Source organism: Mycobacterium deserti (assembly GCF_025345615.1).
Classification (GTDB): domain Bacteria; phylum Actinomycetota; class Actinomycetes; order Mycobacteriales; family Mycobacteriaceae; genus Mycobacterium; species Mycobacterium deserti.
This window is the reverse complement of sequence record NZ_JAODWD010000002.1, coordinates 606,394-618,597: the sequence shown is the minus strand read 5'-3', so window position 1 is coordinate 618,597 and position 12,204 is coordinate 606,394. Positions and strand designations below refer to the sequence as shown.

The 12,204-nt window shown below is 68.1% G+C and carries 11 protein-coding genes; 5 read left to right on the top strand and 6 right to left on the bottom strand.

The window, feature by feature from the left end; all coding sequences use genetic code 11:
* Positions 1-1,053, top strand: a complete 1,053-nt coding sequence (locus N4S67_RS09275; protein ID WP_260992653.1) for a class I SAM-dependent methyltransferase — start codon at positions 1-3, stop codon at positions 1,051-1,053.
* A gap of 2 nt (positions 1,054-1,055) precedes the next feature.
* On the opposite strand, the gene N4S67_RS09270 is transcribed toward N4S67_RS09275, so the two are convergent.
* The 5 genes from N4S67_RS09270 to N4S67_RS09250 are packed head-to-tail and all read right to left on the bottom strand — an operon-like array spanning position 1,056 to position 6,989.
* Complete coding sequence (locus N4S67_RS09270) at positions 1,056-3,230, bottom strand: AAA family ATPase (protein WP_260993061.1); 2,175 nt, start codon at positions 3,228-3,230, stop codon at positions 1,056-1,058.
* A 34-nt stretch (positions 3,231-3,264) separates the two neighbouring features.
* Entirely contained in the window at positions 3,265-4,119 is an 855-nt protein-coding gene (gene pssA, locus N4S67_RS09265) for a CDP-diacylglycerol--serine O-phosphatidyltransferase (protein ID WP_260992652.1), read from the bottom strand.
* Positions 4,116-4,844, bottom strand: a complete 729-nt coding sequence (locus N4S67_RS09260; protein WP_260992651.1) for a phosphatidylserine decarboxylase — start codon at positions 4,842-4,844, stop codon at positions 4,116-4,118. The genes pssA and N4S67_RS09260 overlap by 4 nt, the downstream gene beginning before the upstream one ends.
* Before the next feature lie 40 nt (positions 4,845-4,884).
* Positions 4,885-6,078 (bottom strand): molybdopterin molybdotransferase MoeA, encoded by a 1,194-nt coding sequence (gene moeA, locus N4S67_RS09255; protein WP_260992650.1) that lies wholly within the window; start codon positions 6,076-6,078, stop codon positions 4,885-4,887.
* On the bottom strand, positions 6,078-6,989 hold the full coding sequence (locus tag N4S67_RS09250; RefSeq protein WP_260992649.1) for an SDR family NAD(P)-dependent oxidoreductase: 912 nt from the start codon (positions 6,987-6,989) through the stop codon (positions 6,078-6,080). Before N4S67_RS09250 ends, moeA begins: the two co-directional genes overlap by 1 nt.
* A gap of 103 nt (positions 6,990-7,092) precedes the next feature.
* Here N4S67_RS09250 and N4S67_RS09245 point away from each other — a divergent pair, with 103 nt between their 5' ends.
* From N4S67_RS09245 to N4S67_RS09230, 4 genes are read left to right on the top strand one after another with little or no spacing between them, the layout of a single operon-like run.
* Positions 7,093-7,578 (top strand): PH domain-containing protein, encoded by a 486-nt coding sequence (locus N4S67_RS09245; RefSeq protein WP_260992648.1) that lies wholly within the window; start codon positions 7,093-7,095, stop codon positions 7,576-7,578.
* Positions 7,575-9,062 carry a PH domain-containing protein gene (locus tag N4S67_RS09240; protein WP_260992647.1) on the top strand — a complete coding sequence of 496 codons (1,488 nt, stop codon included), beginning with the start codon at positions 7,575-7,577 and terminating at the stop codon, positions 9,060-9,062. The genes N4S67_RS09245 and N4S67_RS09240 overlap by 4 nt, the downstream gene beginning before the upstream one ends.
* 25 nt (positions 9,063-9,087) lie before the next feature.
* Complete coding sequence (locus tag N4S67_RS09235) at positions 9,088-9,903, top strand: HAD-IIA family hydrolase (protein WP_260992646.1); 816 nt, start codon at positions 9,088-9,090, stop codon at positions 9,901-9,903.
* A 36-nt stretch (positions 9,904-9,939) separates the two neighbouring features.
* Positions 9,940-10,437: a polyketide cyclase gene (locus N4S67_RS09230; RefSeq protein ID WP_260992645.1), complete on the top strand. Its 498-nt coding sequence runs from the start codon at positions 9,940-9,942 to the stop codon at positions 10,435-10,437.
* Here N4S67_RS09230 and N4S67_RS09225 read toward each other — a convergent pair.
* Positions 10,434-12,125: a DEAD/DEAH box helicase gene (locus N4S67_RS09225; protein WP_260992644.1), complete on the bottom strand. Its 1,692-nt coding sequence runs from the start codon at positions 12,123-12,125 to the stop codon at positions 10,434-10,436. The two genes, N4S67_RS09230 and N4S67_RS09225, sit on opposite strands and share 4 nt — an antisense overlap.
* Between the last annotated feature and the right edge of the window lie 79 nt (positions 12,126-12,204).

Here is a 12,204-nt window from a genome sequence, read left to right as displayed (position 1 = left end):
ATGGCTGTCGACGAAGAAAAGCTGAATGAGTTTCTCGGCAGGGCCGTCGGCGACCTCGGCGCCGCGATGAGTGCGACGCTGATTCTCGTCGGCGACCGACTCGGCCTCTACCGCGAACTGGCCAAGGGTGCCATGACCGCTGCGCAACTGGCGCAACGTACCGGCACCAACGAGCGATACGTCCGTGAATGGCTCGGCAATCAAGGCGCAGGCGGATACGTGCAATTCGATGCCGCATCCGATGAGTGGTCTCTGAGCGCGGAGCAGGCGCTGTGCCTGACCGATCCGAGTGGACCGGTCGACATGCCGGGTGCCTACAACATCGTCGAGGCGACATTTCATGCGCTCGAGCAGACGCTGGACAATTTCAAGACCGGTCGTGGCATGGAATGGGGCGAGCACCATCCGTGCCTGTTCGAGGGAACCGAACGGTTCTTTCGCGCCGGCTACAACACCAGTCTGATCGGTTCATGGTTACCGGCCCTTGACGGCGTCGTCGAGAAACTGCAGGGCGGAGCCAAAGTCGCCGATGTCGGATGTGGACACGGCGCCAGCACCATTCTGATGGCGTTGACCTATCCGGATTCGGAGTTCGTCGGCTACGACTATCACGGGGAATCGATCAGCGTCGCCACTGAGAAGGCGGCCGCCGCGGGCGCCGCTAACGCGCGCTTCGAGGTCGCCGACGCCGTCGGGTACCAGGACAAAAACTTCGACCTCATCGCGTTCTTCGACTGCATGCACGACATGGCGGACCCGGTCAGTGTGTCGCGCCACGCACGCCAAGCGATCAACGACGACGGCACCGCGATGATCGTCGAGCCGTTCGCCAACGACCGGGTGCAGGACAATCTGAACCCGGTCGGCCGAGTGATGTACGGGGCATCCACCCAGATCTGCGTGCCTGTCTCGCTGGCCCGCGAAGGCCCCGCGCTGGGGGCTCAGGCCGGTGAAGCGCGGCTACGCGAAGTCGTCGTCGACGGCGGCGGTTTCACGCGGTTCCGGCGGGCCACCGAGACTCCGTTCAACCTCGTGCTGGAGGCTCGGCCGTAGACCTAGCGCGCAGCGGAGAACGCCCGCAGCGAGTCGACCTGCGCCTGGTCGAGCGACGGCCGCACGTTCGCCCGCGCCGTCGCGACGTCGGCAGCGGTGACGTCCGCCGCGTCGATGGAGCGCCGCATCGCGGTCAGCGCCGCCTCCCGCAGCAGGGCCACGCAATCGGCGGCGCTGTAACCATCGAGATCTCCAGCGAGGGCGTCGAGGTCGACGTCATCGGCGAGCGGAACGGACTTGCCCGCGGTGCGCAAGATCTCGCGCCGGGCTTCTGCGTCGGGCGGCTCGACGAACACGAGCTTTTCCAGCCGGCCCGGGCGCAGCAGCGCGGGATCGATGAGGTCCGGCCGGTTCGTCGCCCCGACAACCACCACGTCGCGCAGCGGTTCGATGCCGTCGAGTTCGGTCAGCAGAGACGCCACCACCCGATCGGTGACGCCCGAGTCGAAGCTCTGCCCGCGCCGCGGCGCGAGCGCGTCGATCTCATCGAGAAAAACCAATGACGGCGCCGAGTCGCGGGCCCGCCGGAACAGTTCGCGAACCGCCTTCTCCGACGAGCCGACCCATTTGTCCATCAGCTCTGCGCCTTTGACCGAATGCACCGAGAGCCGGCCGGAGCTCGCGAGGGCTCGCACGACGAAGGTCTTGCCGCAGCCCGGCGGACCGTAGAGCAGCACGCCGCGCGGCGGCGCCACCCCAAGGCGCTGGAACGTGTCCGGATGTTGCAACGGCCACAGCACCGCCTCGGTGAGCGCCTGTTTCGTCTCGGCCATGTCCCCGACGTCGTCGAGGGTTATCGAACCGACAGACACCTCTTCGGTGGCCGACCTCGACAGCGGGCGGACGACGGACGTCGCGCCCATCAAGTCGTCCTGCGTCAAGGCGGGCGGCTTGCCGTCGGAGCTGGCCCGCGCGGCCGCCCGCAGCGCCGCCTCCCGAACCAGCGCAGCGAGGTCTGCGACGACGAATCCTGGTGTCCGAGCGGCAATTCCGTCCAACTCAAGCTCGGCCGCCGGGACGTCGCGCAGAAGCACTTCCAGCAGCTGCTTGCGAATCGCGGCGTCGGGCAGACTCAGGCCGAGCTCGCGGTCGCACAGGTCCGGTGCCCGCAGCCGCGGGTCGATGTTGTCCGGCTGCTGCGACGTCGCGACGAAGGCGACCCCGCGGGTGGCCACCGCACTACGCAGCTCGGTGAGGATCAGCGTCGCCACCGGGTCGGCGGTCGCGGGCAGCAACGCGTCGATGTCGGTGATCAGCAGGACGCCGCCGCCGTCTCGGACGGTGGCTGCCGCCGACGTGACACTCCTCAGTCGGTCTTCGGCGTGAAGTGCGCCGACCTCAGGGCCGTCCAGTTCGACCAGCCGTCGTTCGGCGCAGACGGCGCGCACGAGCGCCGCTTTGCCGACACCGGCGGGCCCGGACACCAGAACGCCGAGATTGGCTGTCGCGCCGAGGCTCTCGAGCAATTCAGGTTGATCGAGGGCGAGCTTGAGCCACTCGGTGAGGCGCTCGGCCTGGGCCTGTGAGCCCTTGAGATCGTCGATGGTGACCGTGGGGGCCTGCCGTTGCTTCGGCGCGGTGACGGTGTGGTGGCCCGATGCGCCATGTGCGCTCGGCGCACCGGCTCCCTCACCCCAGCTGACGACCGAATTCGGTTGTACGCTCACGGGTCCGGCGGGATCGGTGCCCGTCACCGTCAGGAGTTCCGAGGTCCACGTGATGCCGACCGACGACGCCAGAGCGGCGGTGGCCCGTGACGACGGGATGTCCGGCCCCAGTTCACGGGGCAGTAGCGACACCGTGTCGCCCACGGTCATCACCTTTCCGAGCAGGGCCTGGCGCAGGGTGGCCGGCGAGATCGACTGTGTCGCCATCTTCGAACCGCTGACCGTGACCCACCGCGCGCCGTACACGGTCACCGGCGCAACGATGACGGTGGTGTCCTCGCGTAGGCCTGCGTTGGACATGGTCACGTCGTCGAGCAGAGCGGTGCCGGTCGGTGTTCCTGCTGGGGCCAAACCGGCTACCGCGGCCGTCGTGCGCGCACCTGTCAGCGAGACCGCGTCCCATTCGCGAATACCGAGCGCGGCAATGACTTCCGGGTGCAGCCGCACCACGCCGCGACGCGAGTCGAGCGCCGAGGTGTTCAGCCGCGCGGTCAGCCGCAGGTGGGACAGCGACGGATCCTCCGCGACGTCGGTCTGTGTCACGTCAGGAGCCCGGCCTGCGCAGTCCCAACCGCTTCACCGACCTGCGGTGCGGTTGTGCCCGGCGAATGGCGCGACGGGCTTGTCGCTGCTGTCGGGGTTTGTCGCCCCAGACCTCTGGGTGCGCCGCGAGGAAACGCCGCGTCCGGATTGCGAACGGGATGTGAATGACGTAGGCGACGATGATGAGCAGGATCACGATGTAGCCGTACAGAATCGAGGCCGCGACGCCGATCGCCAGCAGCGCGAGCAGCGGCGCGACCATGTTCTGCGACACCGAAAACGTATGGATTTTGCGCATCGGCAGAGTGCTGACCACCAGCAGTGAGACGCCGATCATCCAGATCACCACCGCGGGCTCAGAGGTCCACCACCCCTCCCCGAATTGCATCTTCGCCGCAAGCGGACCGATGGCGCCGATCGCACCCGCGGGCGCGGGCATGCCGACGAAGTACTCCTTCTCGTATGCGGGTTTGGCGACGTCGAGCATCGCGTTGAACCGAGCCAGCCGTAGGACGATGCAGACCGCGTACAGCAGGACGACGATCCACCCGATCCGCGACTGGGACAGCAGCGTTGCATAGACGATGAACGCCGGTGCGACACCGAAGTTCACCGCGTCGGCGAGCGAGTCGATCTCCTCGCCCATCCGCGAGGTCGCCTTGAGGATGCGTGCGATGCGTCCGTCGAGGGCGTCGAGAATCGCCGCGACCGCGAGGAACGCCATGGCCTCGGTGGGCCGGTCGTCCAGCGCCATCTTCACCGCGCTGAGTCCCAGGCAGATCGCGGCCACCGTCATCGCGCTCGGCAGGATGCGCAGGCTGACCACCGGCGGCTTCTTGACGCGGGGCTTGATCACGGAGCCGCCCCTGCGGCGATATCCGGGTATGGCAGCTCGGCCAACACGGTTTCGCCGGCCAGTGCACGCTGGCCGTTGCTGACCAGGATGTTGGCCCCGGCGGGCAGATAGGTGTCGAGCCGCGATCCGTACCTGATGAGGCCGTAGGTGTCGCCGATCGCCAGCTTGTCGCCGACCTTGGCCTCGCACACGATGCGTCGGGCGACCAGTCCGGCGATCTGCACCGCGATGACTTCGACCCCGTCGGCGCTGCGGATCACCACGCTGTTTCGTTCGTTGTCCTCACTGGCGGCCTCCAGCTCCGCGGAGACGAACAGCCCTGGCCGGTGCGCGACAGCTGTCACCTCACCACCGATCGGAGCGCGCTGCACGTGCGCGTCGAAGATGGACAAGAAAATGCTGATTCGCGGCAAAGGCGTTGCAGGCAAGCCTAATTCGGCCGGAGGCGTAGCCTCCTCGATCAGGCAGATCAGCCCGTCGGCTGGGGCCACTATCACCCCGGGGCGGATCGGCGGGACCCGCGGTGGATGACGGAAGAATGCGGCGTTGGCGGCGGCCGAGGTCAGGCCCGCACCGCGCAGCCACCGGTTCTTCCGGCCCAGCGCGGCGACCGCCAGGCTGGCCGCGACGAACGGAAGCCCTGCGGAATGCATCGGGGGAATCGTGGTGCGCACCAGCGCCATGAGCCGCTCGGGGCCGGATGTGAGGTCGGGGCGTCTGGCCATCGTGTCGCGATTCTACGGATAGCGGGCCGCGCCACCACCGCTATGCCAGGTCCCAGAGGTGAACCTGTGACCCGGCGGTGAGCTGATCGACGTCCTCACCGATCTCCAGCAGGCAGTTCGCCGAGGCCAGCCAGCGCAGATGATGCGAGGCAGGGGGCCCGTAACTGGTCACCGTCCCCGCATCGGCGTCGAGCACGCCACGGCGGAACTGGCGTTTGCCGCGCGGTGAGGTCAGGTCCTCGGTGAGTACGGCGGTGCGTCGTGGGCGCTCGGGGTTCGGCAGGCCCATCGCGGCGCGAAGCGGGGTCCGAATGAACACCTCGAAGGACACCAGGGCGCTGACGGGGTTGCCCGGCAGCGTGATGATCGGCGTGCCGTTGACGGTTCCGCAGCCCTGCGGCATGCCCGGCTGCATGGCGACCTTGACGAAGTCCACGGAATCGGTGAGCGCGTCCTTGACGACTTCGTAGGCGCCTGCGCTGACCCCGCCGGTCGTGATGATCAGATCCACATCGGCGCAATAGCGGTCGAGCGCCTCCCGGAACACCTCGACGTTGTCGTCGGTCATCGGTGTGAACACGACGTCAGCGCCGGCCTCGCGCACGGCGGCGGTGAGCATCACACCGTTCGATTCGTAGATCTGGCCCGGCTTCAGTGGGGTACCGGCTGCGACGAGTTCGGAGCCCGTCGACATCACCAGCACCCGCTGGCGAGGGATGACCGACAGCTCGCCCAGTCCGAGCGCGGCGGTCAGTCCCAGCGCGGCGGGGGTGACGACCTGCCCGGCAGCCAGCACCGTGGTGCCGGCTGTGACGTCCTCGCCTGCGCGCCGAATGTGTTGTCCGGGCTTCGCGCCGACCCGGATCTCGACGGTGTCGGTGGCGGCGTTGGTGGCCTCGACCGGGACGACCGCGGTGGCGCCTGCGGGCAGCGGTGCACCGGTCATGATGCGGTGCGCCGTGCCGGCTTTCAAGGTCAGCGCGTCGGTGCGGCCTGCCGGGATGTCCTCGACGACCGGCAACGACACCGGTTGGTCGGCGGATGCATCGGCGATTTCGTCGGCGATGACGGCGTACCCGTCCATCGCCGAGTTGTCGAAGCCGGGCAGTGACAGCGGTGCGATGACGTCCTGGGCCAGTACCAGGCCCAGCGCGTCGGCCAGCGGCACGGCGGTGGATGCGGCGGTAGCGAACAGGCCGGCGACGACCTGACGATGTTCGTCGACCGAGCGCATCAGACTGGGTACGCCACGCCGGTCAACTCCTGCGACACGGCCCAGAGTCGGCGCTGAATGTCTTGGTTGTGCGATTGTGCGCTGGACGCAACGACTTTCGGGTAACCCTTGACCTCGCCGATGCCGTCGGGCCCGTAGTACTGCCCGCCGCGTGCGCTCGGGTCGGTCGCGGCGCGCAGAGTGGGCAGCGCGCCCCTGTCGGCAGGCTGGGTGGCCATCTTCCAGATGAAGTCGGGGATGAAGCCGGGCAGGTAGCGCATGAGTTCGGTGTCCGAGAACCCCGGATGTGCGGCGAGCGCGACGGTGGACGCGCCCTTGGCGGCGAGCCGCCGTTGCAATTCGTAGGTGAACAACAGGTTCGCCAGCTTCGACTGGCCGTACGCCGCGACGCGGTTGTATCCGCCGTCGAAATTGAGGTCGTCGAAACGAATCTTGGCGATGATCCGGTGGCCGACGCTGCTGATGGTCACCACCCTCGAAGCGTCGACCGACAGCAGGTTGTCCAACAGCAGACCGGTCAGCGCGAAGTGACCGAGATGGTTGGTCCCGAACTGCATCTCGAAACCGTCCTTGGTGAGCTCGCGCGTCGGCACGTACATCACCCCTGCGTTGTTGATCAGCAGGTCGATGCGTGGGTAGTCGGCGCGCAACCGGTCGGCCGCCGCGCGGACGTTGTCGAGCGAGGAGAGGTCGAGTTGCTGCACCACGACGTCGGCGCGCGCATTGGCCTGCTTGATCCTGGCGGCGGCGTCATTGCCCTTGTCGACGTTGCGCACCGCCAGCACGACGCGCGCGCCCTTGTCGGCGAGGATGGCGGCGGTGTCGTAGCCCAGGCCGCTGTTGGCACCGGTGACGATCGCCACGCGGCCGGACTGGTCAGGCACGTCGGACGCGGTCCATTTGGCACTCATGCGATCAACATACGCTGGACCCCGATACGGGAGGCTTCATGGCGAAACGGCTACTCGCGGCGCTTGTCGGAGTCGAGCGCGACCACGTCGAACGGGCCGCGTCGTGACCGCACTCGTCGATCCCACCAATCCGCCGAGCCGCAAGGCTCCGCTGGTCTGGGCGATCGGCGCTGCCATCCCGTGGGTTTTTCTGGTGGTTGCGCAATTGGTGTGGTTCACGCTCGATCGTCAGATGTTGTGGCTGAACGCGATTGCCGCGACGGCCACGGTGCTGGGAATCGTGGTGTTCGTCGGCGTCGTACCGGTGTGGCGCTATCGCGTGCACCGCTGGGACATCGGCCCGCAGGCGGTCTACACCCGCTCGGGCTGGCTCGTGCAGGAGCGTCGCATCGCGCCGATCTCCCGGGTACAGACGGTCGACACCTACCGTGGGCCGCTGGACCGGCTGTTCGGTCTGGCCAACGTCACGGTCACCACCGCCTCGTCTGCCGGGGCGGTGCGCATCGTCGCGCTCGACTGCGACGTCGCCGATCGAGTCGTCGCTCAGCTCACCGACATTGCCGCGATCGGTGCCGAGGACGCGACATGACGACCGACGCCGCGCAGGTGTGGCATCGGCTCAGCCCGCGGATGCTGTTGGTGCATCCGGTGCACGAAGTGGTGCGGCAGATCCCCGTTCTCGTCGGGTCGGTGGTGCTCGGTTCGGCAACGGGCAACCCGATGTGGGCCATCGGTGTGCTCGCAGCGACCGTCGCGTTCGGCATCGCGCGCTGGTTCACCACCGCCTACCGCATCGGACCCGGTGAAGTGCAACTGCGCGCCGGTGTCCTGCAGCGCAAGGTTCTCTCCGTTCCGCGCAACAGGATTCGCTCGGTGTCCACCGATGCGCGGTTGTTGCACCGGGTGCTCGGCCTCACGGTGTTGCAGGTCAGCACCGGACAGGAGGCCAAGGGCGCCGCGGCGTTCGAATTGGATGCGGTGCGGGCCGAACAGGTGGGGCGGCTGCGCGCCGTCCTGCTGGCCGACAAGTTGGCTCCCGCCGATGACCCCGCGCAGGTGCCGGACCGGGAACTGGCGCGCTGGCAGCCCGCGTGGTTGCGGTACAGCCCGTTGAGCTTCACCGGTCTGGCGATGATCGCAGCGGCGGCCGGACTGGTGTATCAGGCGGGAATCGGTTCGTTGCTTGAGGATTCGCGCATCGCGCGCACCGGCGTCGACGCGGCGCAGCGGTTCGGCGTGGCCGCGGCCGCAGTGGCCGCAGTGGGTGTGGTGCTGCTCGCGTCGGTGCTGTTGTCGGTGCTGCAGTCCTTGTTGACGTACGGCAACCTCGTGCTGGTCCGCCGGGACGCCGCTGGAAACGAAGGAGTGCTGCACCTGCAACACGGACTGGTCCGGGTGCGCGAGCACACGTTCGACATGCGCCGGTTGCGCGGCGGCACCTTACGAGAGCCGTTGTTGGTGCGGCTGTTCGGCGGTGCGCGACTGGACGCGGTGATGACCGGCGTCGGCGGCGCGGGGGAGGCGTCATTGCTGTTGCCGCCATGCCCGAAAGAGACGGCCGCGGCGGTACTGACCGATCTGATCGAGCGGCCCGACGCTGTCAGCGGCGCCCTGCGCCGGCATGGTCCGGTGGCGGCGCGCAGGCGCTGGACGCGGGCGCTCGCGGCGCCAGTCCTGATGGCTGCAGGGCTGGCCGCGCTCGCGGCGACGGCGTCGGTGCCCGGCTGGTGCTGGGCGGTGGTGGCGATCCTGACGGTGTGCTGCGCGCTGCTGGCGGCCGACCGGTCACGGTCGCTGGGCCACCGGGTCGGCGACGGATGGCTGGTCGCTCGGGCAGGCAGTCTGCACCGGCGGCGCGACTGTATCGCTGCGCCGGGGATCATCGGCTGGACGGTGCGGCAGACGTTCTTCCAACGACGGGCCGGGGTGGCGACATTGATCGCGGCGACAGCAGCCGGCGTGAAGCGCTATCAGGTGCTCGACGTCCCAGCGGACCTGGCATGGTCGGTCGCCGCGGCCGCGTCTGCGTGGGTTGCCGACAGCGAATGGGCGCGGGGCCCCGACTTGCGCTGAGTCGTTTGCCGTTTACTGTCGGGCCATGGCTATCGGTGGTGTGTTGTTCGACATCGATGGCGTCCTGGCGACCTCATGGAAACCGATCGACGGTGCCGCGAAAACGTTGCGAACGTTGTCCGATCATCAGGTCGCGTGCTCGTTTCTGACCAACACGACGACCCGCACCCGGGTGCAGATCGCCGAACTGCTCACCGACGCGGGGATGAACGTACGCGCCGACGAGGTCATCACCGCGGCCGTGCTCACCGCGGAGTACGTCCGCGACCGTTATCCCGACGCGAGATGCTTCCTGGTCAACAGCGGCCAGATCGCCGAGGACATGCCTGGTATCGACATCGTCTACTCCAGCGAGTTCAACGGACCCGAAACGCCCGAGACGCCCGATGTGGTGCTGCTGGGTGGCGCCGGTCCGGAGTACAGCCACCTCACGTTGTCGTGGGTCTATGACTGGATGGCCCGTGGTGTGCCGGTCGTCGCGATGCACCGCAGCACCGCGTGGACCACCACCGACGGGCTGCGGGTCGACACCGGCATGTATCTGATCGGCATGGAAGAGACGTCCGGCCGCAGGGTCGCAGCCGTGGGCAAGCCTGCGCCGCAGGGGTTTCTGGCCGCCGCGGCCCGTCTCGGCGTCGACACCGACGAGATGTACATGGTCGGCGACGACCTCAACAATGACGTGCTGGCCGCGCAGGTCGTCGGGATGACCGGAGTGCTGGTGCGGACCGGCAAGTTCCGTCAGGACACGCTCGACCGCTGGGCCGCCGACGAGTACGCGATGCAGCCCAATCACGTCATCGACTCGGTGGCCGACCTGCCTGCTCTGCTGGGGCTGTAGCGATGAGTTCCGGCCGCCGCGGCAGTCGGTACCGGCATGACTGAAGAAAACTTGAAGGCCACCATCACCGTCAGCGCTCCCGCCGAGGCCGTCTTCGACGTGCTCGCGGACGCGTCGACCCACGAGGCGATCGACGGCACCGGATGGGTGCGCGAGCCACTCAACGAACCCCATTTGACGCAGGTCGGCCAGATTTTCCGGATCAGGATGTATCACGACAACCACCCGGAGAAGTACTACGAGATGTCCAACCGCGTCGAGGTCCTCGACCGGCCCCGCGCGATCGCATGGCAACCCGGGCAGGGCCCCGACGACGGTGGGAACCTGGTCGGCAACCAAGAACTCGACTTCGGCGGGTGGATCTGGCGGTACGACCTCGAGGTGGCAGGACCGTCCGAGACTCGGGTCACGCTGACCTACGACTGGTCGAAGGTGCCGCAGGAGACGCGAGAGGACATCGAGTTTCCGCCCTTCCCCGCGTCGCACCTGGACAATTCGCTCGAGCACCTGGCCGAGCTGGCGCAGAACCGCTAAGCCCTCAGGGTGCGGACGGCTTCGATTCTCGCCTTGAGCTGATCGGTCGTCGCCGCCGCGACCGGCGGGCCACCGCACAGCCTGCGCAACTCGTTGTGGATGGCGCCGTGCGACTTGCCGGTGCGGTGGTGTGCGATCGACACCAGGGCGTTGAGTTCGCGACGCAGCTCGCGCAATTGGCCATGGGTCGACACCCGCGGCACCTCGCCGGTGGCCGTGCGCTTACTCAGCTGCTCTTCCTGCCTGCGAGACAACAGGTCTCGCATCTGGTTGGCGTCGAGCAGGCCGGGGATCCCGAGATAGTCGGCCTCTTCCTCACTGCCCGCGGGCGTCGCGGTGCCGAATGAGGAGCCGTCGAAGATCACCTGGTCAAGTTCGGCATCGGCACCCAGCGACTCGAAGCCGTTGTCCTCGTCGGGCTCGGACTTCTTGCGTGCCGCGTCCTCGAGCGCCTCGTCGTCGAAGCCCTGCGACTCACGGTGCGGCCTGCCCAGCACATGGTCGCGTTGCGCCTCCATCTGGCTGGCGAGGTCCAGCAGCGTCGGTACCGACGGCAGGAAGATGCTCGCCGTCTCACCGGGCCTGCGGGACCGGACGTAGCGGCCGATCGCCTGCGCGAAGAACAGCGGAGTGGACGCGCTGGTGGCGTACACGCCGACTGCGAGCCGCGGTACGTCGACACCCTCGGAGACCATCCGCACCGCCACCAGCCACCGACCGGTGCCCGCCGCGTACTCGGCGATGCGGGCCGATGCTCCCGGGTCGTCGGAGAGCACGACCGTCGGTGCTTCACCAGTGAGAGTGCTCAGCACGGCTGCGTACGCGCGGGCAGCCTTCTGGTCGGACGCGATCACCATGGCGCCCGCGTCGGGGACACCACCGTTGCGCAACTGGGTGAGCCGCTTGTCGGCGGCCTGCATCACGGCTGGGATCCACTGGCCGTTGGGGTCGAGCACGGTGCGCCACGCCCGCGCGGTCTGCTCGGCGTTCAGGGGCTCGCCGAGTCGCGCCGCGTGCTCCTCGCCCGCGCTGGTGCGCCAGCGTGCTTCGCCGGAGTACGCCATGAACACCACCGGGCGCACCACCCCGTCGCCCAACGCGTCGGAGTAGCCGTAGGTGTAGTCGGCCTGCGAACGGAGCAGGCCCTCGCCGTCGCGCTCGTAGGTGACGAACGGGATGGGGCTGTCGTCGCTGCGAAACGGCGTCCCGGTCAGGGCCAGCCGCCGGGTGGCGTCGTCGAACGCCTCACGCATCGCGTCGCCCCAGCTCTTCGCATCGCCGCCGTGGTGTATCTCATCGAAGATGACCAGCGTGCGGTAGTTCTCGGTACGTACCCGGTGCCGGGCAGGGTGGCTGGCCACCTGCGCGTACGTCACGACGACGCCGTGGTACTCCGACGACGTCTGCGCTGAGGAGTTCGAGAACTTCGGGTCCAGGGCGATCCCGGCGCCTGCGGCCGCCAGCGCCCACTGGATCTTGAGGTGCTCGGTCGGTACGACGACGGTGATGCGATCCACCTTGCCGTCGGCCAGCAGCTCGCCCGCAATCCGCAGGGCAAACGTGGTCTTTCCTGAGCCGGGCGTGGCGACGGCCAGAAAATCCCGAGGCTGGGCGGCAAGATACCGCACCAATGCCCGACGCTGCCAGCCCCGCAAAGCCTGGGTGTCGGGCGCTGCAAATGCCCGCACCCAAGGACTCCTCACTGATCGGAAGCAGCCTAACGCAACGGTTTACGGCCACGCACCTTTCGGCGTGTCGGCCACCGGA

Coding starts and splice junctions, on each gene's coding strand:
- N4S67_RS09275 (WP_260992653.1), top strand. CDS start 1: ATGGCTGTCGACGAAGAAAAGCTGAATGAGTTTCTCGGCAGGGCCGTC.
- N4S67_RS09235 (WP_260992646.1), top strand. CDS start 9,088: ATGGCTATCGGTGGTGTGTTGTTCGACATCGATGGCGTCCTGGCGACC.
- N4S67_RS09250 (WP_260992649.1), bottom strand. CDS start 6,989: ATGAGTGCCAAATGGACCGCGTCCGACGTGCCTGACCAGTCCGGCCGC.
- N4S67_RS09260 (WP_260992651.1), bottom strand. CDS start 4,844: ATGGCCAGACGCCCCGACCTCACATCCGGCCCCGAGCGGCTCATGGCG.
- moeA (WP_260992650.1), bottom strand. CDS start 6,078: ATGCGCTCGGTCGACGAACATCGTCAGGTCGTCGCCGGCCTGTTCGCT.
- N4S67_RS09240 (WP_260992647.1), top strand. CDS start 7,575: ATGACGACCGACGCCGCGCAGGTGTGGCATCGGCTCAGCCCGCGGATG.
- N4S67_RS09230 (WP_260992645.1), top strand. CDS start 9,940: ATGACTGAAGAAAACTTGAAGGCCACCATCACCGTCAGCGCTCCCGCC.